The 23,806-nt window shown below is 67.2% G+C and carries 21 protein-coding genes; 10 read left to right on the forward strand and 11 right to left on the reverse strand.

Features of this window, described 5'->3' with window-relative positions; all coding sequences use genetic code 11:
• Nucleotides 1-5: 5 nt before the first annotated feature.
• Nucleotides 6-779, reverse strand: coding sequence for an IclR family transcriptional regulator (locus CFB43_RS19030; RefSeq protein WP_089475750.1), 774 nt, complete (start codon nt 777-779; stop codon nt 6-8).
• Nucleotides 776-1,675: an N-formylglutamate amidohydrolase gene (locus CFB43_RS19035; protein ID WP_089496122.1), complete on the reverse strand. Its 900-nt coding sequence runs from the start codon at nt 1,673-1,675 to the stop codon at nt 776-778. Before CFB43_RS19035 ends, CFB43_RS19030 begins: the two co-directional genes overlap by 4 nt.
• 349 nt (nt 1,676-2,024) lie before the next feature.
• Between CFB43_RS19035 and CFB43_RS19040 the strand changes: the two genes are divergently transcribed.
• The gene (locus CFB43_RS19040; RefSeq protein ID WP_179254856.1) at nt 2,025-3,128 is read left to right on the forward strand and encodes a porin; all 1,104 of its coding nucleotides are present in this window, start codon (nt 2,025-2,027) and stop codon (nt 3,126-3,128) included.
• 36 nt (nt 3,129-3,164) lie between these two features.
• Here the strand turns inward: CFB43_RS19040 and CFB43_RS19045 are convergent, their stop codons facing one another.
• Entirely contained in the window at nt 3,165-4,001 is an 837-nt protein-coding gene (locus CFB43_RS19045; protein WP_089496177.1) for a DMT family transporter, read from the reverse strand.
• Between the two features lie 115 nt (nt 4,002-4,116).
• On the opposite strand from CFB43_RS19045, the gene selD reads away from it, so the two are divergent.
• From selD to CFB43_RS19060, 3 genes are all read left to right on the forward strand, one after another.
• Complete coding sequence (selD, locus tag CFB43_RS19050; RefSeq protein ID WP_076841442.1) at nt 4,117-5,181, forward strand: selenide, water dikinase SelD; 1,065 nt, start codon at nt 4,117-4,119, stop codon at nt 5,179-5,181.
• Nucleotides 5,182-5,253: 72 nt separating this feature from the next.
• Complete coding sequence (locus CFB43_RS19055; protein WP_089496124.1) at nt 5,254-5,844, forward strand: LysE family translocator; 591 nt, start codon at nt 5,254-5,256, stop codon at nt 5,842-5,844.
• A 255-nt stretch (nt 5,845-6,099) separates the two neighbouring features.
• Nucleotides 6,100-7,179: a purine-nucleoside phosphorylase gene (locus tag CFB43_RS19060; RefSeq protein WP_089496125.1), complete on the forward strand. Its 1,080-nt coding sequence runs from the start codon at nt 6,100-6,102 to the stop codon at nt 7,177-7,179.
• Nucleotides 7,180-7,398: 219 nt separating this feature from the next.
• Here the strand turns inward: CFB43_RS19060 and CFB43_RS19065 are convergent, their stop codons facing one another.
• Together CFB43_RS19065 and ceoR are read right to left on the reverse strand one after the other, a co-directional pair.
• Nucleotides 7,399-7,692, reverse strand: coding sequence for a DUF4148 domain-containing protein (locus CFB43_RS19065; RefSeq protein ID WP_089496126.1), 294 nt, complete (start codon nt 7,690-7,692; stop codon nt 7,399-7,401).
• A 407-nt stretch (nt 7,693-8,099) separates the two neighbouring features.
• Nucleotides 8,100-9,104, reverse strand: coding sequence for a putative multidrug efflux transcriptional regulator CeoR (gene ceoR, locus CFB43_RS19070; protein ID WP_039367883.1), 1,005 nt, complete (start codon nt 9,102-9,104; stop codon nt 8,100-8,102).
• A 174-nt stretch (nt 9,105-9,278) separates the two neighbouring features.
• Between ceoR and CFB43_RS19075 the strand changes: the two genes are divergently transcribed.
• From CFB43_RS19075 to opcM, 4 genes are read left to right on the forward strand one after another with little or no spacing between them, the layout of a single operon-like run.
• A complete protein-coding gene (locus CFB43_RS19075) occupies nt 9,279-10,139 on the forward strand; it encodes an alpha/beta hydrolase (RefSeq protein WP_089496127.1) in 861 nt (286 codons plus the stop codon).
• A gap of 32 nt (nt 10,140-10,171) precedes the next feature.
• Nucleotides 10,172-11,389 carry a multidrug efflux RND transporter periplasmic adaptor subunit CeoA gene (ceoA, locus tag CFB43_RS19080; RefSeq protein ID WP_069252569.1) on the forward strand — a complete coding sequence of 406 codons (1,218 nt, stop codon included), beginning with the start codon at nt 10,172-10,174 and terminating at the stop codon, nt 11,387-11,389.
• A 45-nt stretch (nt 11,390-11,434) separates the two neighbouring features.
• Nucleotides 11,435-14,635, forward strand: a complete 3,201-nt coding sequence (gene ceoB / locus CFB43_RS19085; RefSeq protein ID WP_089433382.1) for a multidrug efflux RND transporter permease subunit CeoB — start codon at nt 11,435-11,437, stop codon at nt 14,633-14,635.
• A 10-nt stretch (nt 14,636-14,645) separates the two neighbouring features.
• Nucleotides 14,646-16,181 carry a multidrug efflux transporter outer membrane subunit OpcM gene (opcM, locus tag CFB43_RS19090; protein ID WP_089496128.1) on the forward strand — a complete coding sequence of 512 codons (1,536 nt, stop codon included), beginning with the start codon at nt 14,646-14,648 and terminating at the stop codon, nt 16,179-16,181.
• Between the two features lie 102 nt (nt 16,182-16,283).
• On the opposite strand, the gene CFB43_RS19095 is transcribed toward opcM, so the two are convergent.
• Nucleotides 16,284-16,880, reverse strand: coding sequence for a TetR/AcrR family transcriptional regulator (locus tag CFB43_RS19095; protein WP_089496129.1), 597 nt, complete (start codon nt 16,878-16,880; stop codon nt 16,284-16,286).
• Nucleotides 16,881-17,005: 125 nt separating this feature from the next.
• Here CFB43_RS19095 and CFB43_RS19100 point away from each other — a divergent pair, with 125 nt between their 5' ends.
• Nucleotides 17,006-17,440 (forward strand): Tautomerase enzyme, encoded by a 435-nt coding sequence (locus CFB43_RS19100; RefSeq protein WP_089496130.1) that lies wholly within the window; start codon nt 17,006-17,008, stop codon nt 17,438-17,440.
• 65 nt (nt 17,441-17,505) lie between these two features.
• On the opposite strand, the gene CFB43_RS19105 is transcribed toward CFB43_RS19100, so the two are convergent.
• Entirely contained in the window at nt 17,506-18,396 is an 891-nt protein-coding gene (locus tag CFB43_RS19105; RefSeq protein ID WP_089496131.1) for a LysR family transcriptional regulator, read from the reverse strand.
• A 99-nt stretch (nt 18,397-18,495) separates the two neighbouring features.
• On the opposite strand from CFB43_RS19105, the gene CFB43_RS19110 reads away from it, so the two are divergent.
• Nucleotides 18,496-18,945 (forward strand): PACE efflux transporter, encoded by a 450-nt coding sequence (locus CFB43_RS19110; RefSeq protein ID WP_089496178.1) that lies wholly within the window; start codon nt 18,496-18,498, stop codon nt 18,943-18,945.
• A gap of 146 nt (nt 18,946-19,091) precedes the next feature.
• Here the strand turns inward: CFB43_RS19110 and CFB43_RS19115 are convergent, their stop codons facing one another.
• From CFB43_RS19115 to CFB43_RS19130, 4 genes are all read right to left on the reverse strand, one after another.
• Complete coding sequence (locus CFB43_RS19115) at nt 19,092-19,943, reverse strand: alpha/beta fold hydrolase (protein WP_089496132.1); 852 nt, start codon at nt 19,941-19,943, stop codon at nt 19,092-19,094.
• A gap of 272 nt (nt 19,944-20,215) precedes the next feature.
• The gene (locus CFB43_RS19120; protein WP_089459283.1) at nt 20,216-20,545 is read right to left on the reverse strand and encodes a DUF3579 domain-containing protein; all 330 of its coding nucleotides are present in this window, start codon (nt 20,543-20,545) and stop codon (nt 20,216-20,218) included.
• A gap of 25 nt (nt 20,546-20,570) precedes the next feature.
• Entirely contained in the window at nt 20,571-21,932 is a 1,362-nt protein-coding gene (locus CFB43_RS19125) for a sigma-54-dependent transcriptional regulator (RefSeq protein ID WP_089428993.1), read from the reverse strand.
• The gene (locus tag CFB43_RS19130; RefSeq protein ID WP_089496133.1) at nt 21,922-23,805 is read right to left on the reverse strand and encodes a sensor histidine kinase; all 1,884 of its coding nucleotides are present in this window, start codon (nt 23,803-23,805) and stop codon (nt 21,922-21,924) included. The genes CFB43_RS19125 and CFB43_RS19130 overlap by 11 nt, the downstream gene beginning before the upstream one ends.
• Between the last annotated feature and the right edge of the window lies 1 nt (nt 23,806).

Genomic DNA, 23,806 nt, shown 5'->3' on the forward strand with positions numbered 1-23,806 from the left:
GGCCGTCAGGCCGGTTGCAGCGCGGCACGCGCCGGGACGTAGCCGAGTTCGGCGGAAATCGCGAGGCTGCACGCCTGCAGTCGTTCGAGATAGTCGGGGATGTCGGCGTGGCTCACGCGCACCTCGGGCCCCGTCACGCTGACCGATGCGACTGTCGCTCCCGTCAGGTCGCGCACCGGCACCGCGATCCCGACCGCGCCGGGCGTCACCTCGCCGCTGCTTACCGCGTAGCCCTTGCGCGCGACCGCGTCGAGTTCGCCGGCGAGCTTCGCCGGATCGTCGGCGTGCCCGTTTCGACGCAGTTGCGCGAGATAGTCGTCGCGCACCGGATCGGGCGCGAATGCGAGCAGCACCTTGCCCGATGCGCCGAAATTGATTGGCCGGCGATTGCCGACCGCGCCGACGGTGCGCACCGCATGCGTCGTTTCGCAGCGCGCGACGCACACCGATTCGAGCCCTTCGCGCACGCGCAGCACGATGGTCTCGTTGATCGCCTGGTTGAGCGCGAGCATGTGACGGTGCGCGGCGCGCACGAGCGCGTTCTGCTGCGACGCGGCCACGCCGATCACGAACGCCTGCGGGCCGAGCGCATAGGTGGACGTGCGCGGGTCCTGCACGACGAAGCGGTGCAGTTCCAGCGTGCACAGCATCCGGTACGTGCGCGACTTGTTGATGCCGAGCTGCGATGCGAGCTCGGTCACGCCAAGGTTCGGATGCTCGGCCACGTAGGTCAGCAGCTTCAGCGCGCTGTCGACGGCGTCGACGATATAGGTCGTCATGCGGGGTCTCCCTGCGGCGCGATGCGCGCGCGGACGTAATCGGCGAGTGCATCGAGATACGCATCGACCGAGCGCTTCAGCGTGGCGAAGCCCGCGTGTTTCGCGAACGCGGCCTCGTCCATGTACAGCGCGCGGTTGAATTCGATCTGGATGCTGTGGCGCTGCCGCGCGGGATCGGCGAGCGCGGTCAGCAGGTCGCCGCCCTGGTACGGGTCGTTGATCTGCACGCGATAGCCGGCGTCGGCGAACCACTGCGCGGTCCACGCGGTGAAGGCCGGGTCCGCGGTCGTGCCGCGCCGGTCGCTGACGACGACGTCCGGCCGCCATGCGCCCGCGTCGACGTTCATCGCGTTGCCGCGCGACTTCATCGAATGGCAGTCGATATGCCACAGCGCCCCGTGCGCGGCATGCAGCGGCTCGGCGATGCCGGCGAGCGCGCGGCGGTACGGCAGGTAGTACGCGTCGATCCGGTGGCGTACTGCTTCGAGCGACAGCTTGCGGTCGTACAGCGGCACGCCGGGCAGCGCGTCGCGCCGGATCAGCCCCATCCCGCGCTGCGTGTACGGCTGCGGCGACAGCGGCTCGGGCCACGGCTCGGCGAGCAGCGTTGCGTCGATGTCGGTTTCCGCGCGGTTCGGATCGATGTACGCGCGCGGAAACGTCGCGCCGAGCAGCGTGCCGCCGCGCGCGGGCGTGCCGGCCCACAGTTCGTCGACGTACGCGTCCCACGTCGTGCGGATCGCGTCACCGGGCGCAACGGTGGCGAAGTCCGGCGGATACGCGATGCCGCTGTGCGGCGAATCGACGACGACCGGCAGGGCTGGCACCGTCGGCGTCGCGACGAAGTACGCAGGCGATGCGCCGGCGGTCGCGTTGTTGCAATTAAACGTCAGCATGGGGATCAGGTTCTTTACCTAGTTTCTCGAAGCGTCTCGTGCGTTTGTTTTAATCATTAAAACAGCGTATCAATATTTCACAACGACTGAAAATCGCGGTCAAGGGCTTTTTGCGATACCGGGATTGCGCGTCGTGATCGGGCTGGAATGCCCGTGTTTATTTGGCTTGTTTCATTCCTTGAAACACCTTTGGATTCACGGCTATCCGACTCCCGTGTGAGATTTTTGGCATCGCTTGACGCTTCAAATCACCGAATTCGACAATGAATAAGACGATGTTTTATTCAATAAAACATGTTTCGAGCGAAATAAATCGCTCCCCATATTCAATCGATAAAAGGGGTCGGAGATGAAGCGAAAAGGAATGGCGGTCGCGCTGGCGGGACTCGCATCGGCGGCGGGTGCGATGCACGCGCATGCGCAGTCGAGCGTGACGCTGTACGGCGTGGTCGATTCGGGGATCACGTACACGAACAACCAGAACGGGCATGCCGCTTGGCAGGCGACCGGCGGCAACGAGCAGGGCACGCGCTTCGGGCTGCTCGGCAAGGAAGACCTCGGCGGCGGCACGCGCGCGGTGTTCCGGCTCGAGAACGGCTTCAACATCGAGAGCGGCGCCGCGAGCCAGGGCGGCCGGCTGTTCGGGCGCCGCGCGTACGTCGGGCTGGAAAACGACCGCTGGGGCACGCTGACGATGGGTCGCCAGTACAACGCGGCGCAGGAAGTGCTGGAGCCGCTGCAGATCGGCGCGACCACCGCGCTCACGCAGTACGCGCTGCACCCGTTCGACACCGACGACCTGAACAACACGTTCCGCACCAACAATTCGGTGCAGTACCAGACGCCCACCTGGTACGGCTTGCGCGCGGTCGGCCTGTACGGCTTCTCGAATTCGACGTCGTTCGCGCAAAACCGCGTGTGGAGCATCGGCACGAGCTACGAGAACGGGCCGCTGCAACTCGGTGCGGCCTATGTGCGCGTCGATCATCCGGCGCTCGACACCACCGGCGCGGCGGCATCCGACAACTACTACACGTTCGTCAAGGGCGTGACGCGCCAGCAGATCTGGGGCGCGGGCGGCGCGTATGCGTGGGGCGCGGCGACGTTCGGGCTGCTGTACACGAGTTCGCTGTTCAACCTGCAGACGGGCGGCGCGATGCGCTTCAACAACTACGAGGGCAGCGTGCGCTACCTGATGACGCCCGCGCTGCAGTTCGCGCTCGGCGAAACCTACACGCAGGTGCTCGCGTCGCAGGGGCCGAAGCCGAGTTCGCACTACCTGCAGACGAGCGTCGGTGCGCAGTATTTCCTGTCGAAGCGCACCGATATCTACGTGAACGCGTTCTACCAGCGTGCGTCGTCGAACACGGTGGCCGCGATCGAAGGCATCTCGAATCCGTCGAGCACGCGCACGCAGATCGTCGCGGTGACGGGCATCCGCCACAAGTTCTGACGCGGCGGCAGGCGCGCGGGCGCGCGCTCGTTCTGCTTACAGCCGGATCAGCGCCGCGCCCGCCACCACCAGCGCGCACGCGGCGAGCCGCTGCGCGCCGGGCCGCTCGCGCATCACGAGCCAGCCGATCGCGACCGCGAAGATCGAGCTCGTTTCGCGCAGCGCCGACACCGTTCCGACCGGCAAGTACCGGTACGCGAGGATCACGATCCCGTACGCCGCGAGCGAGATCGTGCCGGCGATCGCGCCCTGCGTGAGCGCGGTGCGCGAGCCGAGCACCGCGCGCGGGCCGCCGCGCACCGCGCACACCAGCACGAATTGCGGCACGCTCCACAGCACGTACACCCACGCGATGTAGCCGAGCGCGCTGCCGGATACGCGCGAGCCGATGCCGTCGCAGATCGAATACGCGGCGATGAACACGCCCGTGAGCAGCGCAAACGGCACGCCTTCGCCGGAGAACCGGAAGCCGCGCCGCAGTGCGAGCGACATGATGCCGAACGACACGAGTGCGATGCCCGCGAAGCCGAGCGGCGTCGGCTGCTCATGCAGGATCGCGAGCGCGAGTACCGACACGAGCAGCGGAGAAATCCCGCGTGCGATCGGGTAGATCTGCCCGAATTCGCCGCTGCGATACGCGCGCGCCAGCGTGAAGCAGTACGCGACCTCGAGCACGGCCGACCCGGCGATATACGGCCACGCGGCGGGCGCCGGCGCGGGCAGCAGCGTGGCGCCGGCCGCGCCGAACACGAAATACGGCAGCGACATCGTGCCGAGCTGGACGAGCCGGTCTTCGCTCACGTGGAGGAAGGCATTCCAGATCGCGTGCAGCAACGCGGAGCACAGCACGAGGCCGATGAAGAGGTGGTCCATGGACGATGCGGCGGACAGGGGCGGGAGCGGAGGCGGCGCCGTCATTATGTGGGTATCGGGCGCACTCGCATGGAATTGTCGATAATGGCGTGTTGTTATTCACCGGATGCCGACCATGACCGAAGCCACCCAAGCCCAGCCTGCCGTTCCGCGCCTCACGAGCCTGTCACATGGCGGCGGCTGCGGCTGCAAGATTGCGCCGGGCGTGCTGTCCGAGCTGCTGAAGCGCGCGACGCCGCCCGCGCTGTTCCCGGATCTGCTGGTCGGCACCGAGACCTCCGACGACGCGGCCGTCTACCGCCTCAACGACGAACAGGCGATCGTTGCGACCACCGACTTCTTCATGCCGATCGTCGACGATCCGTTCGACTTCGGCCGCATCGCCGCGACCAACGCGCTGTCCGACGTCTATGCGATGGGCGGCAAGCCGATCCTCGCGCTCGCGCTGGTCGGCATGCCGATCAACGTGCTGCCGCACGAAACGATCGCGGCCGTGCTGCGCGGCGGCGAATCGGTGTGCGCGGACGCCGGCATCCCGGTCGCGGGCGGCCATTCGATCGATTCGGTCGAGCCGATCTACGGGCTTGCGGCAATCGGCGTCGTGCATCCGTCGCGTGTGAAGCGCAATGCGGCCGCGCGCGCGGGCGACGTGCTCGTGCTCGGCAAGCCGCTCGGCGTCGGCGTGCTGTCCGCCGCGCTGAAGAAGAACCAGCTCGATGCCGATGGCTATGCGCAGATGGTCGCGACGACCACCAAGCTGAACCGGCCGGGCGCCGAGCTCGCCGCGCTGCCGGGCGTGCATGCGCTGACCGACGTGACGGGCTTCGGGCTGCTCGGCCATACGCTCGAGCTGGCGCGCGGCGCGCACCTCACCGCGCGCGTGCACTATGCGTCGCTGCCGTGGCTCGCGGGCGTCGAGGCGTTCGTCGCCGATGGCGTGTTCACCGGCGCGTCGGGTCGCAACTGGGCCGCGTACGGCGCGGACGTGCAGCTGGCCGCCACGCTGCCGCCCGTCGCGCAGGCGCTGCTGACCGATCCGCAGACGTCGGGCGGCCTGCTGGTCGCGTGCGCACCGGAGGCCGTCGACGACGTGCTCGCGTGCTTCCGTGCCGACGGCTTCGACCGCGCGGGCGTGATCGGCGAGATGGTGGACGGGCCTGCACGCGTCGACGTCGCGTGACGCTCACGCGCCACACAGGATTTTTTTGCGGTCGCTAGAATCGATGCCTTCCATAGAGGGCATCGACGACCGATGAACGACTTCCTGTTCGGGCTGATGATCGCGCTGTCGGTCGGGCCCGTCGCGCTGATGATCGCGAACTACGGAATGCGCGCCGGCACCGCAAGCGGCGTGCGCGCGGCGGTGGGTGTCGCGACGGCCGACGGCTGCTATGCGGTCGTCGCATTCACGCTCGGCGCAATGCTCGCGAGCACGCTCGCCGCCCATCTGTTGCTGTTTCGCCTGGTCGGCGCGCTCATGCTGCTCGCGATGGGCGCGCGGATGCTGTGGCAGGCGCTGCGGGATCGCCGCCGCACGCTCGACGGTGATGCACGGCCGCCAGGCAGCCGCCCGTTTTCATCGATGTTTTTCGTCACGCTGGCGAATCCGCTCACGATCCTGTTGTTCTACGGCTATGCAACGGCTGCCGCCGGTGCGCATCGACACTGGCTGCTGGGTGCCGCGTGCGTGTTTGCCGGCAGCCTCGCGGGGCAGCTCGTGTTCGCATTCGGCGGCAGCGTGATCGGCCGGATCGTCAAGTCGCCGGCGCTGCTCGCGGCGAGCCATGTGGTCGCGGCGCTTGTCGTGCTGGGTTACGGGGTGGCGGGGCTGGCGCGGTTGTAGCGGTTCGCCGGATTACGCGCGTGCCAGTGCGATTGACGCGTCGGTGTCGAGCAACCGGATAGTAATCCTGATGGTGTGTCGACGCGCGGAGACCATTTCCTGCGCCATTCCCGCGCGTAGCGGACCCGCACCGTCGCACCGACGCACCGTCGCCGTTTCGTAGTCGGGTTCCGCATCGGGCACGCGCGTTCTATACTCCGACGCGCAGTCTACGAGAGCCGTTCTCACCCAACATCATCGAAACAAGGAACGCCGATGCTGACTCGCTCCATTCTTTCCGCCGCTGCATTCTCGCTCGCAGCCTGTGCGACCGCGCCGTCGATCGCGCAGGACAACCAGGGCAACAACGCGGGCAACAATGCATTCGCCGAGACCGGTGCACAGAGCCGCCCGGTCAAGGTCATGATCATCACGATGTTCGGTCCGGAGGGCCAGGCCTGGCTCGACCGGATCGGCCCGTGGCGCGACATCGCCGTGCCCGGCCTGTCGCCCGATTACCCGAACGTGCATTGCAACAAGCAGGACGTGTGCGTGGTCACGACCGGCATGGGCTATGCGAACGCGTCGGCGACGATCATGGCGCTCACGTTTTCGCAGCGCTTCGATCTGCGCCGCACGTACTTCCTGATCTCCGGCATCGCGGGCGTCGACCCCGCGCAAGGCACGGTCGGTTCGGCCGCGTGGTCGAAATACCTCGTCGATTTCAGCCTGCAGTGGGAGCTCGATGCACGCGAGATTCCGGCCGGCTGGAATACGGGCTTCCTCGGCATCAACACGAAGAGCCCGAGCGACAAGCCGCCGCTCGACTATCGCACCGAGGTGTTCCAGCTCAACCCGCAGCTGACCGACGCCGCGGTCGCGCTGTCGCGCAACGTCGTGCTCGCCGACAGCGCGCAGGCGCAGGCCGCACGCGCGAAGTTCAACTACGCGCCGGCGAACCGGCCGCCGACGGTGATCCAGTGCGACACGTCATCGGGCAACACGTGGTTCTCGGGCACGCTGATCGGCGAGCGCGCGCGCCAGTGGACGAAGATCCTGACCGACGGCAAGGGCACGTACTGCATGACCGCGCAGGAAGACAACGCGACGTATGAAGCGCTCAAGCGCGCGGCGAGCGTGAAGCGGGTCGACCTGTCGCGCGTCGCGGTGCTGCGCACCGGGTCCGATTTCGACCGGCCGTATGCAGGGCAGACGAGTGCCGACAACCTGCTGAACTACGCGGACCAGGGCGGCTTCGCCCCGGCGACCGAAAACCTGTACCGCGCGGGCAATCCGCTCGTGCAGGACATCGTGACGCACTGGGGCGAATGGCGTGACGGGGTGCCGCGTCGGTAAGTGCCGGACGACGACTCAGCCGCGATCAGTGCGCGTGCTGGGCCGAACGGAACGGCGTCCACACCGGCGTGGTGTCGTCCCAGTGATCGAGCGGCGAAGGGAGTTGATCGTTCATCATGTGCTCCTGCAACTAACTATCTAGCTGACTGACTCGGCGAGTCGTCGATGAAGGGTGCGAAACGCCGCGCGCGGGGCAACCCGTTGCGCGGCGTTGCGCGTTTACCGGCCCCCGCCGGCGAGCTGGTTGCTCTCCGGCGACGAGCGATACGGGCCTTGCGCCAGGTCGAGCCCTTGCGGATACGAATTGGCCTTGCGCAAGTAGGCGAGCGTGCCGTCCTTGCGTGCCTGCTCGACTTCCGCGTTCACTTCGGCGCGGGTACGCGGGCCGTTGTGTTGCGAGTACCACGACGTGTTGCCGTAGTCGCCGGCGTGCGGGGTGCCGGAATCGGCGAAGGCCGGGGCGGACACGGCGAGCGTGAGGGCGAGGGCGGAGAGAAGATGGCGGCGGTTCATGGCGAGACTCCTAGAATGTCGGAGCTGGCGCTCGAGCGCTTACTCCGGTCCCATCAAGTGGGATCTGTTCGATGCGCAACGAGGTGCGCGACAGGGTTTACTCTAGGTATCTGTTCCGTCGCGATAAATGCGGCAGAGGCGAATTGAATTGTCGTGTCAGTGGAACAATCGCCATCCGTACACCCGGCAGGGTTATGCGAAATCGCTCGAACCCGCTTGCAGCGGACCTCGCACGGGAGCGACGACGGCGCGCGACGACGCAGGCGGACGATTGCGTCGCCTGGCACAAAGGTTTGCTGCGGATTCGGGAAGGATCTGGGGCGCCGGGTGGGAAATGGGGCGCTGAGGCGGGACGACACGCGGGCGGGGCAGCCCGCGTGTGCGGTTCAGTTGCTCAGTTCAGGCGCTTACGCAACCCATTCGTTGATGACCGGCGTGTCGAGCGCCGGCGCGCGTTCGGCTTCCTCGAACGTGCGCTTGCTGCACGTCGCGTCGAGGCTGCCCTTGCCGCTCAGCAGCGGGCAGCGGTCGAACACCTCGGCGATCCAGTCGACGAACACGCGTACCTTCGGCGACAGATGGCGGCTGTGCGGATACACGACCGAGATCGGCATCGGCAGCGGCTTGACGCCCGGCAGCACTTCCTTGAGCCGGCCTTCGCGCAGATGCGGCAGCACCATGAAGAGCGGCGGCTGGATCAGCCCGAAGCCTTCGATCCCGCAGGTCACGTATGCATCCGCGTCGTTCACCGACACGATGCCTTCCATCTTCATCTCGACTTCCTTGCCGTCGGTCAGGAATGTCCAGTCGATCGTGCGGCCGGTGCGGCTCGAGAAGTAGTTGACGGCCTTGTGCTGGTTCAGGTCGTCGATCGTCTGCGGCTCGCCGTGACGCTCGAGATAGTCGGGCGACGCGACCGTCACGCATTCGAACAGGCCGACCCGGCGTGCGACGAGCGACGAGTCCTGCAGCGCGCCGACGCGGATCACGCAATCGACGCCTTCCTGCAGCAGGTCGACCGGCCGGTCGGACAGGCCGAGCTGCAGGTCGATGTCCGGATAGCGCGTATGAAATTCGCACAGCGACGGAATCACGAGCAGCCGCCCGATCGAACCGGGCATGTCGATACGCAACTTTCCGTGCGGCTTCCGGTTGTTCGCCTGGAAGCTCGCCTCGGTTTCCTCGACGTCCGCGAGGATCCGCACGCATCGTTCGTAGTACGCGGCGCCGTCCGGCGTGAGCGACAGCCGGCGCGTGGTCCGGTGCATCAGCCGCACACCGAGGAACGCTTCGAGATTCTGGATGATCGTCGTGACGGACGCTCGCGGCAAGCTGAGCGTTTCTGCTGCCTTGGTGAAGCTGCTTGTATCGACGACGCGAGTAAACACCTGCATGGCCTGAAGCCGGTCCATCACAACCTCCGCAATCTAATGAGCCTCCGGAACAAAGAGGCTGCGCTACCTCGTGGGTAAACGCAGCCTCGGATTGTTCGGGGGCGTTGAATTGTGTTGCCGGATTATAGGCATTTATCCCAATGTCTGCCGGACCCAGAATTCGTTCCATCTCGAAATGGATGCTGCATCGTCATGGACGCTTCTGAATTCAGCAAATTCCTGAAGGCCGCGTTGCCCGTGCAAGCCACGGCAGGCGCGGCGCTGACGGTCGCCGAAGTCGAAATTCCCGGCTACGCGCAGGACATCGTGCTGCGCCTCTACCGCCGCCCGGACAAGACCGGGTTGCCAGTAGTGCTTTATTTCCACGGTGGCGGCTTCGTGCGCGGTTCGCTCGAAGACGCCGATTTCGCCGCGCGTTTTTTAGCAGAACGCTTACCAGCGCTCGTAGTGTCGGTCGATTATTCGCTCGCACCGGCCTTTCCTTTTCCGGCCGCGCCGGAGGATGCGTATCGCGCCGCCGTGTGGGCCGCGACGCGCGCCCGCGCGTTCGGCGGCAACCCGAAGAAGATCGGTGTCGCGGGCCACGACGCGGGCGGCCAGCTCGCGAACTGCCTCGCGTTCATCGCGCGCGATCGCGGTGAGGTGCAGATCGTCGCGCAGGCGCTGTTCGGGCCGATGCTCGACCCCAGCATGACGCGCATCGGCGACGCCGATCGCCTTGCCTCCGACATCACCCCGCGCGAATGCGCGGCCTGTTATCGCGCGTATCTGCCGCAGGCCGCCCAACGCATGCACCCGTACGCGGCGCCGCTCGAATCGGTGCGCCTCGCGGGGCTGCCGCCGACGCTCGTCGTCACCGCGCAGAACGACGTGCTGCACGTCGAAGCGGAGAAATATGCGGGCTGCCTGATCTCGTCGGGCGTGCTCACGCAGGTGATCCGCTATCCGGACATCACGCACGCTGCGCTCGCGACGCACGAAGCCGCCTTCGAGGAAGCCGTGCGCTTCTTCCAGTGCCGCTTCCAGGCGCGCCAGCCGAACCGTCCCGAATAACCAAAACCAATCCACGTTTACTGGAGATCCACATGGCCATCCTACGCACCTCCCGTTCCCGAATCGCGACAGCGGCGATCGTGACGCTCGCCGTCGTCGGCCTCGGAACATTCGGCGCGATGCGCGTGAACGCGAACGCACCGGAGAAAGCGGCCGCACCGCTGCCCGAAGTCGACGTCGCGACCGTCGTGCCGCAGACCGTGACCGACTGGCAGAGTTATTCGGGTCGCCTCGAAGCGGTCGAGAAAGTCGACGTGCGCCCGCAGGTGTCGGGCACGATCGTCGCGGTGAACTTCAAGGACGGCGCGCTCGTGAAGAAAGGCGACGTGCTGTTCGTGATCGACCCGCGCCCGTACCAGGCCGAGACCGATCGCGCGGCCGCGCAGCTCGCGGCAGCACAGGCGCGCAACGGCTACGCGCAGACCGACTGGCAGCGCGCGCAGCGGCTGATCGGCGACAACGCGATCGCGAAGCGCGACTACGACGAGAAGCAGAATGCGGCCCGCGAGGCGACGGCGAACCTGAAGGCCGCCGAAGCCGCGCTCGAAACGGCGCGCATCAACCTCGGCTATACGCGGATCACGGCGCCGGTGTCGGGCCGCGTGTCGCGCGCGGAAATCACGCTCGGCAACGTCGTGTCGGCCGGCGCAGCGGCCGCGCCGCTGACGACGCTGGTGTCGGTGTCGCCGATCTACGCATCGTTCGACGCGGACGAGCAGACCTACCTGCAATACATCAACGGCGCGCGCAGCGGCCGCAAGGTGCCGGTCGAGCTCGGCCTCGCGAACGAAACCGGCTACTCGCGCAGCGGCGAGATCGACTCGGTCGACAACCGCCTCGATACGTCGTCCGGCACGATCCGCGTGCGCGCGCGCTTCGACAACGCCGATGGCGCGCTCGTCCCGGGCCTCTATGCACGCGTGAAGGTGGGCGGCAGCGCGCCGCACGAGGCGCTGCTCGTCGACGACGCGGCGATCAACACCGACCAGGACAAGAAGTTCGTGTTCGTCGTCGACCAGCAAGGCCGCGTGTCGTACCGCGAAGTGCAGCAGGGGATGCAGCACGGCAACCGGCGCGTGATCGTGAGCGGGCTTTCCGCCGGCGATCGCGTGATCGTGAACGGCACGCAGCGCGTGCGCCCCGGCGAACAGGTGAAGCCGCACATGGTCCCGATGACGGGCGGTGACGCGCCGTCTGCGCCTTTGGCGGGCAACGCGAAGCCGGCCGCCCCGGCGAAGGCGGATTCGTAAGCGGCCCGCCGCTTCGTATCCGCGTTCAACCAGACAGAGCCACACATGAACATTTCCAAATTCTTTATCGACCGGCCGATCTTCGCAGGAGTCCTATCGGTGATCATCCTGCTCGGCGGGGTGATCGCGATGTTCCTGCTGCCGATCTCCGAATATCCGGAAGTCGTGCCGCCGTCCGTGATCGTGAAGGCGCAGTACCCGGGTGCGAACCCGAAGGTGATCGCCGAGACGGTCGCGTCGCCGCTCGAAGAGCAGATCAACGGTGTCGAGGACATGCTCTACATGCAGTCGCAGGCGAACAGCGACGGCAACATGACGATCACCGTCACGTTCAAGCTCGGCACCGATCCGGACAAGGCCACGCAGCTCGTGCAGAACCGCGTGAACCAGGCGCTGCCGCGCCTGCCGGAAGACGTGCAGCGGCTCGGCATCACGACGGTGAAGAGCTCGCCGACGCTGACGATGGTGGTCCACCTGATCTCGCCGGACAACCGCTACGACATGACCTACCTGCGCAACTACGCGCTGATCAACGTGAAGGATCGCCTGTCGCGGATCCAGGGCGTCGGCCAGGTGCAGCTGTGGGGTTCGGGCGACTACGCGATGCGCGTGTGGCTCGATCCGCAGAAGGTCGCGCAGCGCGGGTTGTCGGCCGAGGACGTCGTGCAGGCGATCCGCGAGCAGAACGTGCAGGTCGCGGCCGGCGTGATCGGCGCGTCGCCGTCGCTGCCGGGCACGCCGCTGCAGTTGTCGGTGAACGCGCGCGGCCGCCTGCAGACGGAAGACGAGTTCGGCGACATCGTCGTGAAGACGACGCCGGACGGCGGCGTCACGCACCTGCGCGACATCGCGCGAATCCAGCTCGACGCATCCGAATACGGGCTGCGCTCGCTGCTCGACAACAAGCCGGCCGTCGCGATGGCGATCAACCAGTCGCCGGGCGCGAACTCGCTGCAGATCTCGGACGAAGTGCGCAAGACGATGGCCGAGCTGAAGCAGGACATGCCGGCGGGCGTCGACTACAAGATCGTCTATGACCCGACGCAGTTCGTGCGTTCGTCGATCAAGGCCGTCGTGCACACGCTGCTCGAAGCGATCGCGCTGGTCGTGATCGTCGTGATCGTGTTCCTGCAGACCTGGCGCGCGTCGCTGATTCCGCTGATCGCGGTGCCGGTGTCGATCATCGGCACGTTCTCGCTGCTGCTCGCGTTCGGGTATTCGATCAACGCGTTGTCATTGTTCGGGATGGTGCTCGCGATCGGGATCGTGGTCGACGATGCGATCGTGGTGGTCGAGAACGTCGAGCGGAACATCGAGAGCGGGATGAACGCACGGGCGGCGACCTACAAGGCGATGCAGGAAGTGAGCGGGCCGATCATCGCGATCGCGCTGACGCTCGTCGCCGTGTTCGTGCCGCTCGCGTTCATGTCGGGCCTGACCGGCCAGTTCTACAAGCAGTTCGCGATGACCATCGCGATCTCGACGGTGATCTCGGCGTTCAACTCGCTGACGCTGTCGCCGGCGCTGTCCGCGATCCTGCTGAAGGGTCACGGCGACAAGGAAGACTGGCTCACGCGCGTGATGAACCGCGTGCTCGGCGGCTTCTTCCGCGGCTTCAACAAGGTGTTCCATCGCGGCGCGGAGAACTACGGCCGCGGCGTGCGCGGCGTGCTGTCGCGCAAGACGCTGATGCTCGGCGTGTACCTCGTGCTGGTGGGGGCGACCGTGCTCGTGTCGAAGGTCGTGCCGGGCGGTTTCGTGCCCGCGCAGGACAAGGAATACCTGATCGCGTTCGCGCAGTTGCCGAACGGTGCGTCGCTCGACCGCACCGAGAAGGTGATCCGCGACATGGGGTCGATCGCGCTGAAGCAGCCGGGCGTCGAGAGCGCGGTCGCGTTCCCGGGGCTGTCGGTGAACGGCTTCACGAACAGCTCGAGCGCGGGCATCGTGTTCGTCACGCTGAAGCCGTTCTCGGAACGGCACGGCAAGGCGCTGTCGGCCGGCGCGATCGCGGGGGCGCTGAACCAGAAGTACGGCGCGATGAAGGACTCGTTCGTCGCGGTGTTCCCGCCGCCGCCGGTGCTCGGCCTCGGTACGCTGGGCGGGTTCAAGATGCAGGTGGAGGATCGCGGCGCGGTCGGCTATGCGCGGCTCGCGGATGCGACCAACGACTTCATCAAGCGCGCGCAGCAGGCGCCGGAACTCGGCCCGTTGTTCACGAGCTACCAGATCAACGTGCCGCAGCTCAACGTCGATCTCGATCGCGTGAAGGCGAAGCAGTTGGGCGTGCCGGTGACCGACGTGTTCAATACGATGCAGGTGTATCTCGGCTCGCTGTACGTGAACGACTTCAACCGCTTCGGTCGTGTGTACCAGGTACGTGTGCAGGCCGATGCACCGTTCCGCCAGCGTGCGGACGACATCCTGCAGTTGAAGACCCGCAACGACCGTGGCGAGATGGTGCCGCTGTCGTCGCTCGTCACGGTGACGCCGACGTTCGGCCCGGAAATGGTCGTGCGCTACAACGGCTACACGGCGGCCGACATCAACGGCGGCCCGGCGCCGGGCTTCTCGTCGGGGCAGGCGCAGGCCGCGATCGAGCGCATCGCGCATGAAACGCTGCCGCGCGGCGTGCGGTTCGAATGGACCGACCTCACGTACCAGCAGATTCTTGCCGGCGATTCGGCGATGTACGTGTTCCCGATCAGCGTGCTGCTCGTGTTCCTCGTGCTCGCCGCGTTGTATGAAAGCCTGACGCTGCCGCTCGCGGTGATCCTGATCGTGCCGATGAGCATTCTGTCGGCGCTGACGGGCGTGTGGCTCACGCAGGGCGACAACAACATCTTCACGCAGATCGGCTTGATGGTGCTGGTGGGGCTGTCGGCGAAGAACGCGATCCTGATCGTCGAGTTCGCGCGTGAACTCGAACACGACGGCAGGACGCCGCTCGAGGCCGCGATCGAGGCGAGCCGGCTGCGGCTGCGCCCGATCCTGATGACGTCGATCGCCTTCATCATGGGGGTGGTGCCGCTCGTCACGTCGACGGGCGCCGGTTCGGAAATGCGCCATGCGATGGGTGTCGCCGTGTTCTTCGGGATGCTCGGCGTGACGCTGTTCGGGCTGATGCTGACGCCGGTGTTCTACGTCGTGCTGCGCACGCTCGCGGGCGGCAAGATCCACGTCGCCGGGAAGGACTCGGCGGGTTACGGTGTGCCGTCCCAGCACGTGCCGGCTTCGGATGCTTGAGGACAGGAAGATGAATAACTTGCACAACACGAATGGCCTGATGCGCTTCGCGAAGGTGGCGGCCGCGAGCACCCTGCTCGCGACGCTGCTCGCCGCGTGCGCGGTGGGGCCCGACTACAAGCGCCCGGATGCGCCGACGCCTGCCGCGTTCAAGGAAGCGCCGACGCTTGCCGCCGGCGAGCAGGCCGGCACGTGGAAGACGGCCGAGCCGGCGGACAGCGCGCATCGCGGCGAATGGTGGAAGGTGTTCGGCGACCCGGTGCTCGATTCGCTCGAGACGCAGGCGCTCGCCGCAAACCAGAACCTGAAGGCCGCAGCCGCGCGGGTCGAGGAAGCGCGCGCGGCGACGCGTTCGGCGCGCTCGCAATGGTTCCCGCAGGTCGGCGCCGGTTTCGGGCCGACGCGCGAGGGGCTGTCGTCGGCGTCGCAGTTCCAGCCGCAGGGCACGGGCCCGACCAACGCGACGCTGTGGCGCGCGCAGGGCACGGTGTCGTATGAAGCCGACCTGTTCGGCCGCGTCGGCCGCAACGTCGAGGCGTCGCGTGCCGACCAGGCGCAGAGCGAAGCGCTGTTCCGTTCGGTGCAGCTCGCGCTGCAGGCGGACGTCGCGCAGAACTACTTCGAACTGCGTCAGCTCGATTCCGACCAGGACCTGTACCGGCGCACGGTGGAGCTGCGCGAGCAGGCACTGAAGCTCGTGCAGCGTCGCTTCAACGAAGGCGACATCAGCGAGCTCGACGTGTCGCGCGCGAAGAACGAGCTGGCCACCGCGCAGGCCGATGCGGTCGGCGTCGCGCGGCGGCGCGCGGCGTCCGAGCATGCGCTCGCGATCCTGCTCGGCAAGGCGCCTGCGGATTTCGCGTTCAAGGAAACGCCGATCGTGCCGGTCGCGGTGAAGGTGCCTCCGGGCCTGCCGTCCGCGCTGCTCGAACGGCGCCCGGACGTGTCGGCGGCCGAGCGCGCGATGGCGGCCGCGAACGCGCGGATCGGCCTCGCGAAGTCGGCGTACTTCCCGAAGCTCGATATCACGGGTGCGTTCGGGTATGAAGCGTCGACGCTCGGCAACCTGTTCCTGTGGTCGAGCCGCACGTTCCTGCTCGGGCCATTCGCCGGCACCGCGCTGACGCTGCCGCTGTTCGACGGCGGGCGGCGTGCGGCCGGCGTGCAGCAGGCACGCGCGCAGTACGACGAGCAGGTCGCTAACTACCGGCAGCAGGTGCTCGTCGCGTTCCGCGAGGTCGAGGACAATCTCGCCGACCTGCGCCTGCTCGACGACCAGATCCGCGCGCAGGATGCGGCCGTCAACGCGTCGCGGCGCGCGGCGACGTTGTCGCGCACGCAGTATCAGGAAGGGGAGGTCGCGTATCTCGACGTGATTGACAGCGAGCGCTCGGTGCTGCAGTCGCAATTGCAGTCGAACCAGTTGACCGGCGCGCAGGCCGTGTCGACCGTGAACCTGATCCGCGCGCTGGGCGGCGGATGGGGGCCGGCTCCGACGGCGGTGGGCGATGCGGCGCCCGTCAAGGCGGAGGTGGCGGCGCGGTGATACACCGGCCCGAGACGGGTCGACTTAACGGGTAGTCGATCGAAGAACCCCGATCCGTGGCGACGTGGATCGGGGTTTTCTATTGGCGGTCAGTCAGGGCGGTCAGGCCGGTTGCTCCGGCTTCACGTCCGTGCGTTCGGCGATCACCACCGCGTAGCGGCCGACCGCATCGGCGATGCGCTGCGCCAGTTCGGGATCGCGCACCGCGCGCGCGAGCGTGACGCCGCCCGACAGCAGCGCAAGCAACGCGATGGCCCGATCGTCATCGGGTGGGTTATCCATCCCGGCCGACACTTCGTCGACGATCTGCCGCAGTGCCTGCTCATACGCGTCGCGCGTCTCGTCACCGGCACGCATCACTTCCGGGGACAGGCTCGGCAGCGCACAGCTTTCACCGAGTTCGCAGGTGCGTCGCGGGCCGAGGTAGAACGACACGAACGGGCGCCGCCAGCGCGCGCCATGCTCGGCCTTGAACGTCGCGACGCCTTGCCGGAGCTGGGCGAGGCCATCGAGGACGACCTGCCGGAACGCTTCGCCCTTCGTTTTGAAATGGCCATAGAACGCGCCGTTGGTGACGCCCGCCGCCTTCGTCAGCGGACCGATGCCGGAGCCGCCATACCCCTCCTCGCGGAACAGCCGGCTCGCGGCATCGAGGATGCGCGTACGGGTTTCGTGCTTGTGCTCGACGGAATAACGCATGACAGGCTCGCTTCAGAGCGATCACTCTTTATCTTGCATAGAGAGCGATCAGTGTCTAATGTATAGAGAGTGACTGATATTTATATCACGTCACCTGACCGATGACCTGACCAGGAGAAAGTGCGATGCCGATTACGCTGACCGTATCCGAAGGGGTTTTCACGCCGGACGACGAGGGGCCGGTGTTTGCCGAGTTGACCGATGCGCTGCTGGACGTCGAGGGGCTGACCGGGAATGCGTTCCTGGCGCCGAACGTGGTGGGCACGCTCAACGTGCTGCCGCGAAACCGGACGTTCGTGCATGGGTGCGCGGAGCCTGCCGCGTTCGTCGAGCTGAAGTTGCCTGCCGTGGCGCTCGCGGCGCCCGAGCGGCAGCGGCAATTCGTCGAACGGGCGACCGCGATCGTGCTGCGCCGGGCAGGTGGGCGGCTGACGGCCGCGCAAGTGTGGGTGAATGTGGTTCATGCGGTCGACGGTGGATGGGGCATTGCCGGACGACGCTACGACAACGTGTCGCTCGTCGATTCGATCCAGAGCGCGGCGGCGGCGGCCACGCTCTGATCGCAACTAACGGTCAAGCCGTCCGGCGTTGATCGACGGCGTGGCGGCGTTCGCCGCCACGCCGGTCATTTTTCGTCACCCGCCACCCGCAGCGCGCGAACCAGTTCGCTCGCCGCCTTGCCGAGCCCCGAATGCTTCGGCCGGCGCAGGTACACCGGTAGCGGCAGCCCGTTGCGGATGTTCGCGAACACGAGCGGCGCGAGCTCGCCGTCGGCGACGTATCGGCCGATCATGGATTCAGGCAGGTTCGCCCAGCCATGCCCGGCCTTCACGAGCGCGATTGCGGTAGCCATGTCGGTCACCTTCCACGTGCGGTTGCCGATCACCGGCCGCACGTCGGTGAGCGGCCGCTCGGGATCGGCGATCACGATCTGCCTGAAGCCCGACAACCGCTCGATTGCTTCCGGTTGCGCGCATTCGGCGATCGCCGGATGGCTCGGCGCGGCGACCGCGACGAGCGTCTCGGTCCACAGCGCGTGGATCTGCTCCTGCGGATGCAGGTCGAGCCCGCCATACGCGACACAGAGATCGACGGCGCCGCGATGCAGCGCATCGATGATCACGTCCTGCGGCGCCGTGACGATGCTGATCGCGAGCGCCGGGTATTTCGCGGCGACGGCCGTCAGCGCGCGGGCGACGGGCGCGCCGTCGAGTTCGGCGGCGAGGCCGAGCCGCAACGTATCCTCGACGCCTTCCGACAGGTGCTGCGCATGCGCGCGCAGCGCGTGCAGCCGCTCGGCGATCGAGCGCGCGTCGGGCAGCAGCGCCGCCATCGCGGCGGTCGGCGTCGGTTCGCGCGTGCCGCGGTCGAACAGCACGAGGTCGAGCTCGGCCTCGAGGTTCGCGATCGCCATGCTGATCGCCGACGGCGTGCGGCCGAGCGCCCGCGCGGCCGCGGAAAACGAGCCTTTGTCGATGACGGTCAGCAGCATGTCGATGTGGTCGCTGGTCAGCATGCACTGGCCTCCTGTCAGAAAAATTGAAAGGACCTGACTTTGGCGGACGCGCTACCCGCTGATAGTCTCGCCACCTTGTTCGATAGAAGGTGGATGGTGATGCAAGGGTGGAAGAGACGCATAGTCTACGTCGTGATGTTCGAGGTGCTCGGCATCCTGATCGCATCGTCGGTGCTCGGCATGCTGAGCGGCGCCAGCGTGGCGGCGAGCGGCCTGCTGGGCGTGATGATTTCGACGACGGGCGTCACCGTCAATTTCCTGTACAACCTCGCGTTCGAGGCGTGGGAGCGCAGGAGCGCGGCGACGACGCGCACGGTCGGGCGCCGTGTGGTGCATGCGATCGGCTTCCAGATCGCGCTCGTGACGTTCCTGATCCCGCTGATCGCGTGGTGGCTCGACGTGTCGCTGCTGCAGGCGTTCCTGTACGACGCGGTGCTGATCGTGTTCTTCCCGATCTTCACGTTCACGTACAACTGGGCGTTCGACAGCGTGTTCGGGCTGCCCGATGCGGTCACGCGCAAGGCGGAGCCGGACCCGGCCGTGTGGTAAGCCATGCTGAAGGAATCGCGCAGGCAGATTGACGGGACGAACGCGCCGGTGACGCACGGCGGTTGATGAAGCGGCGATGCGGCGCGTATCCGCATCGTCGTTGAACAGCGAAGAGAACGGGCGGCGCGGAAACCGCCCGGGCGCACTTACGCGGCGACGAACTCGTGCACGAAGCGGTTGAACACGGCGGGGCTTGCCGCGTTCATCCCGTGCGACGCGCCGGCGACGGTCTGCCGTTGCGCGTTGCCGATCCACTGCGACAGCGTGTCGACGTTGTTGCGGAACATCTTCGGGCTGCGCTGGCCGTCGATCAGCAGCGTGCGGCATGCGATGTCGCCGGCGGTGTGCTGCGAGTACGCGGGCAGGGGGTCGCGCAACTGCTTCGGCAGCGTGCTCGCGTTGTCGATCGCCATCGTGCGGAAGCGCGACGTGCTCTTCTTCCATGCGCCCGGCAGGCTCACGGAATCGACGAACATCTCGAGGCCCGATTCGATGTCGCCTTGCCCGATCAGGTTCACGGCCTGCGTGCGCAGCGCGATCGCGGCGGCCGGCAGCGCGGTTTCGCGCACGCCCGGCTGTTGCAGCGGGCCGCCCGGATCGGCGAGCGTCAGCGATTCGACGAGATGCGGATGCTGGCGCGCGACGTTGAACGCGACACTGCCGCCGCGCGAATGGCCGACCAGGTGCACGGGGCCGAGGTCGAGCGCGTCGATGAATTCGGCGAGCTCGTCGACGTGGTTCTGCCAGCTGAACTCGTCCTGGATGCCCGCTTCGACGGCCGGCCAGTAATGGCTGAGGCTCGGCGCGATGCAGCGGTAGTGGGCCGACAGCGACGCGAGCTGCGGATCCCAGTAGCGGTAGTCGCACAGCGAGCCGTGCACGAACACCATCGGCGCGCCGCTGCCCCGCTCGACATACGGCAGGCTGATGCCTGACGAAAGCGTCGCAAATTGCAGGTCGGGGTTCGCGAGCACGGACGGCTCGATTCGCATGTTCATGACTGAAAGACTCAAAGGTGCGTCAACACGACGCAACTATGCATCACGGCGACCTGCAAGGAAAACGCATAATTTTCATCGTGACGATCAATTTTATTGATGGCTCGGCCGGAAACCCTTGTCGGAATGGGATGGGTGTCGATGCTTTCAATCATCTGACGATTGGTCGCGGCGCCGGAAAGGCCAAAAAGGGGCGTGCGGCGGCCTGCGCAGCAGCGCATTGCACTTTTAGAAAACGGGAAGAACGCGAGCCGCGACAGCGGCCCGCCCCGTCAGCGCACCGCCAGCGCGGGCGCGGTCTGAAGCACGACCGGGAGGTCGTTGTCGGTCGCGAACTGCATCGCGAAATCGAATGCGTCCGCACACACGGTGCGCAATTCGTCCGACACGAACAGGCATTTGACGTTGCCGTCGACGACGGGCATCGCGAGCCGCGACAGCGCGCACGGATAGCCGGGCCGCCGTTCGCCGACGAACAGCGTGATGACGCCCGCGAGGCGTTCGGGCCAGTCGCTCGGGCGAAAGGTTTTCTGCGCGTGCGTGACGCCGCGGATCAGGTGGCCCGTGACGCGGCCGTGTTCGGTGATGTCGATGCGATCCATGCTGGAGTGCGTGTCCTCGTTCTCGTCATTCGCCGCCATCGGCCGCCGCGTCGCCGCGCGCGGGAATCCGCAGGTTGCGCAGCTTGTGATAGAGCGTTTTCTTCGGCATGCCAAGCGCTTCGCTTGCCTCCGCGACGTTGCCGTTGTGACGCTGCAGCATGTCCTCGATCAGCATCCGCTCGAAATACGCGAGCTGTTCCGCGAGCGTGCCGCCCGCGGCCGGCGTGCCGCCGGACGACAGCAGGCTGTCGCCGGTCAGCCCGAGCACGAAGCGGTCGGCCACGTTCTGCAGCTCGCGCACGTTGCCGGGCCACGCATGCGTCATCAGTTCGGACACCTGCGCAGCCGTGACGACCGGCGCCGGCTGCCCGAAGCGGCGTGCGGCCGCGAGCACGAAATGCTCGAACAGCAGCGGGACGTCCTCGCGCCGCTCGCGCAGCGGCGGCAGTTCGATCTGCGCGACGTTGAGGCGATACAGCAAGTCCGCGCGAAAGCGGCCGTCGGCCGCGAGCTCGGCAAGATCGGCCTTCGACGCGGCGACCACGCGGCAGTCGACCGGAATCAGCTCGTTCGCGCCGAGCCGCTCGACCACGCGCTCCTGCAGCACGCGCAGCATCTTGACCTGCAGTGGAATCGGCATCGTCTCGATCTCGTCGAGGAACAGCGTGCCGCCGTCCGCCCATTCGATCTTGCCGATGCGTTTCTTGATCGCGCCGGTGAACGCGCCGGCTTCGTGTCCGAACAGTTCGCTCTCGAAGACCTGTTCCGGCAGGCCGCCGCAGTTCAGCGCGACGAAATGCGCGTCGCGCCGGCCGCCGAAGTCGTGCAGGCTGCGCGCGATCAGCTCCTTGCCGGTGCCGGTTTCGCCGGTGATCAGCACCGACACCGACGTATCGGCGAGGCGCAGGATCTTCTTGCGCACGTCGGCCATCGCGGGCGATTTGCCGAGCACGAACGCCTCGATGCCCTGCCAGTTGTTCAGCGCCGCGCGCAGCCCCTGCACTTCCAGCGTCAGACGGCGCTTCTCGACCGCGCGCGCGACGCGCCCCGCGATCACGTCCGACGAAAACGGCTTCTCGATGAAGTCGTACGCGCCGACCTGCATCGCGCCGACGGCCGTCGAGATGTCGGCATGGCCGCTGATCAGCACGACCGGAATCTGCGCGTCGATGGCCATCACGCGATCGAGCAGCTGCAGCCCGTCGATGCCCGGCATCCGCACGTCCGACACGATCACGACCGGCGCGCCGGGCGCGACGTGATGCAGCGCGTCGGCGGCCGACGCGAATGCGTCCACTGCGAAGCCGGCAAGCGCTACCGCCTGCTCGACGCCGATCCGGACGTTTTCATCGTCCTCGACGACCAGCACCCGAATCTCATCTTCCATGCTCTGTCCTTTGCAGCGTGGCCGCCGCGAATTCGATACTGAACTGCGCGCCGCCTTCGTCGCGGTTCGTCGCGGCGATCTTCGCGCCGAACGCCTCGACGATGCGCGACGTGATCGCGAGGCCGAGCCCGAGGCCCTGACCGCGCGGCTTGGTCGTGACGAACGGCTCGAACAGGTGCGGCAGCACGTCGGGCGCGATGCCCGCGCCGCTGTCGGCGACCGTGAAGCGCACGCGGCCGGCTTCGTCCGGTCTGGCGGCCTCGATGACGATGCGGCGCACGGGTGCGTCGTGCACCGCGTCGAGCGCGTTGCCGAGCAGGTTCACGATCACCTGCTGCAACTGGCTCGATTCGGCCGACACGGCGGTGCCCGGCGCGATGTTCACGTCGAGCTGCACGCCTTCGTCGCGGATCCGCGCATCGTAGATCAGCCGCGCATGCGCGACGGCCTCGTTCAGCGACACCGCGACGCGCTCGACGTCCGGCTTGCGCGCGAAGGTCTTCAGCTCGCCGGTGAGCACCGCCATGCTGTCGACGAGCTTGCCGATCCGTTCGAGATTGGCGAGCGCCGGCGCGGGCTGGCCGCGCTCGAAGAACGTGCGCGCGTTGTCGCACAGCGTGCGGATCGCGACGAGCGGCTGGTTCAGCTCGTGCGTGAGGCCGGCGGCCATCTGCCCGAGCACCGCGAGCTTGCCCGCATGCACGACTTCCTGCTGCGATGCGCGCAGCCGCTGCTCGGTGCGCTCGCGCTCGACGATCTCGCGCTGCATCCGTTCGTTCGCGGCCGTCAGCGCGGCCGTGCGCTGCGCGACGGTCAGCTCGAGCTGGTCGTTCGCGCGCCGCAGCGCGTCCTGCGCGTTCAGCCGCGCGACGATGGCCCGACGGCGCTGGATCGCATAGCCGGCGAGCAGCGCGGCGATCAGGAACGCACCGGTGACGAATACGAAGGCCGTCTGCTGCTGGCGCCGCGCGCCCGCGATGTCGAGCAGCACCATCAGCGAATCGCCGGCCTGCGGCGCGGGGCGCGACATCACGAGATAGCGCGTGGTGCGGCCGCTGTGGCGTGTATCGGGGAAGGTGCCGAACCACGCGGCCGCGCTGCGGTCGCCGATGTGGCGGTACGGCAGCGCGTCGACCGTGCGGCCCGCGTATTGCCGCGACGCCTGGATGTCGCGCTGCTGCTGCGCGGTGATCGGGCGCAGCGCGGTGAATTTCCAGGCGGGTTCGGTCGAGATCACGACCACGCCGTTGCTGTCGACGACCATCGCGGCGACCCCCGGTGCGCGCCACGCCGACTCGAGCGGATCGACGCTGATCTTCACGGCGGCCACGCCGATCGGCACGCCGTTGTCCCGCACCGCGCTGGCGAAGTAGACGCCCGGCACGCCGGTGTTGGTGCCGATGCCGAAGAAGCGGCCGCTGCCGCGCGCGAGTGCGTCCTTGAAATACGGCCGGTACGACACGTTGGTGCCGACGAAGCTGAGCGTCTCGTTCCAGTTGCTGGCGGCGATCACGTCGCCCTGCAGGTCGATCACGTCGACCGCGCCGCTGCCCGCGTCGCGGTTCACGGCTTCGAGGTAGGTATCGACCGTGTGTACGAGTTCGGGAGCCTCATGCGGCGCGGCTTTCAGCATCGTGCGCACGCCGTCCTGCCGCGCGACCAGGCCGGGCAGGATCTCGAAGCGGCCGAGTTCGCTCTTCAGGCTCGACGCATACAGGTCGAGCCGGTGCGCGCCGGTTTCCTCGAGCGCGTCGATCGCGCGTTCCCACGCGAAATCGACGGCCGCGGCCGCCACGCACCCATACAGCACGCCGGCCGATGCCCAGCCCCACCACGGGATTCCCTTGAAGCTTTTCTGCACGTTCGCCCTCATC

Origin of the sequence: Burkholderia sp. AU15512 (assembly GCF_002223325.1) — a bacterium.
Lineage (GTDB): Bacteria > Pseudomonadota > Gammaproteobacteria > Burkholderiales > Burkholderiaceae > Burkholderia.

What these genes read in the sequence shown, in the direction of transcription:
- CFB43_RS19030 (WP_089475750.1), bottom strand. Translation starts at nt 779, where the DNA reads ATGACGACCTATATCGTCGACGCCGTCGACAGCGCGCTGAAGCTGCTG.
- CFB43_RS19035 (WP_089496122.1), bottom strand. Translation starts at nt 1,675, where the DNA reads ATGCTGACGTTTAATTGCAACAACGCGACCGCCGGCGCATCGCCTGCG.
- CFB43_RS19040 (WP_179254856.1), top strand. Translation starts at nt 2,025, where the DNA reads ATGAAGCGAAAAGGAATGGCGGTCGCGCTGGCGGGACTCGCATCGGCG.
- CFB43_RS19045 (WP_089496177.1), bottom strand. Translation starts at nt 4,001, where the DNA reads ATGGACCACCTCTTCATCGGCCTCGTGCTGTGCTCCGCGTTGCTGCAC.
- selD (WP_076841442.1), top strand. Translation starts at nt 4,117, where the DNA reads ATGACCGAAGCCACCCAAGCCCAGCCTGCCGTTCCGCGCCTCACGAGC.
- CFB43_RS19055 (WP_089496124.1), top strand. Translation starts at nt 5,254, where the DNA reads ATGAACGACTTCCTGTTCGGGCTGATGATCGCGCTGTCGGTCGGGCCC.
- CFB43_RS19060 (WP_089496125.1), top strand. Translation starts at nt 6,100, where the DNA reads ATGCTGACTCGCTCCATTCTTTCCGCCGCTGCATTCTCGCTCGCAGCC.
- CFB43_RS19065 (WP_089496126.1), bottom strand. Translation starts at nt 7,692, where the DNA reads ATGAACCGCCGCCATCTTCTCTCCGCCCTCGCCCTCACGCTCGCCGTG.
- ceoR (WP_039367883.1), bottom strand. Translation starts at nt 9,104, where the DNA reads ATGGACCGGCTTCAGGCCATGCAGGTGTTTACTCGCGTCGTCGATACA.
- CFB43_RS19075 (WP_089496127.1), top strand. Translation starts at nt 9,279, where the DNA reads ATGGACGCTTCTGAATTCAGCAAATTCCTGAAGGCCGCGTTGCCCGTG.
- ceoA (WP_069252569.1), top strand. Translation starts at nt 10,172, where the DNA reads ATGGCCATCCTACGCACCTCCCGTTCCCGAATCGCGACAGCGGCGATC.
- ceoB (WP_089433382.1), top strand. Translation starts at nt 11,435, where the DNA reads ATGAACATTTCCAAATTCTTTATCGACCGGCCGATCTTCGCAGGAGTC.
- opcM (WP_089496128.1), top strand. Translation starts at nt 14,646, where the DNA reads ATGAATAACTTGCACAACACGAATGGCCTGATGCGCTTCGCGAAGGTG.
- CFB43_RS19095 (WP_089496129.1), bottom strand. Translation starts at nt 16,880, where the DNA reads ATGCGTTATTCCGTCGAGCACAAGCACGAAACCCGTACGCGCATCCTC.
- CFB43_RS19100 (WP_089496130.1), top strand. Translation starts at nt 17,006, where the DNA reads ATGCCGATTACGCTGACCGTATCCGAAGGGGTTTTCACGCCGGACGAC.
- CFB43_RS19105 (WP_089496131.1), bottom strand. Translation starts at nt 18,396, where the DNA reads ATGCTGACCAGCGACCACATCGACATGCTGCTGACCGTCATCGACAAA.
- CFB43_RS19110 (WP_089496178.1), top strand. Translation starts at nt 18,496, where the DNA reads ATGCAAGGGTGGAAGAGACGCATAGTCTACGTCGTGATGTTCGAGGTG.
- CFB43_RS19115 (WP_089496132.1), bottom strand. Translation starts at nt 19,943, where the DNA reads ATGAACATGCGAATCGAGCCGTCCGTGCTCGCGAACCCCGACCTGCAA.
- CFB43_RS19120 (WP_089459283.1), bottom strand. Translation starts at nt 20,545, where the DNA reads ATGGATCGCATCGACATCACCGAACACGGCCGCGTCACGGGCCACCTG.
- CFB43_RS19125 (WP_089428993.1), bottom strand. Translation starts at nt 21,932, where the DNA reads ATGGAAGATGAGATTCGGGTGCTGGTCGTCGAGGACGATGAAAACGTC.
- CFB43_RS19130 (WP_089496133.1), bottom strand. Translation starts at nt 23,805, where the DNA reads ATGAGGGCGAACGTGCAGAAAAGCTTCAAGGGAATCCCGTGGTGGGGC.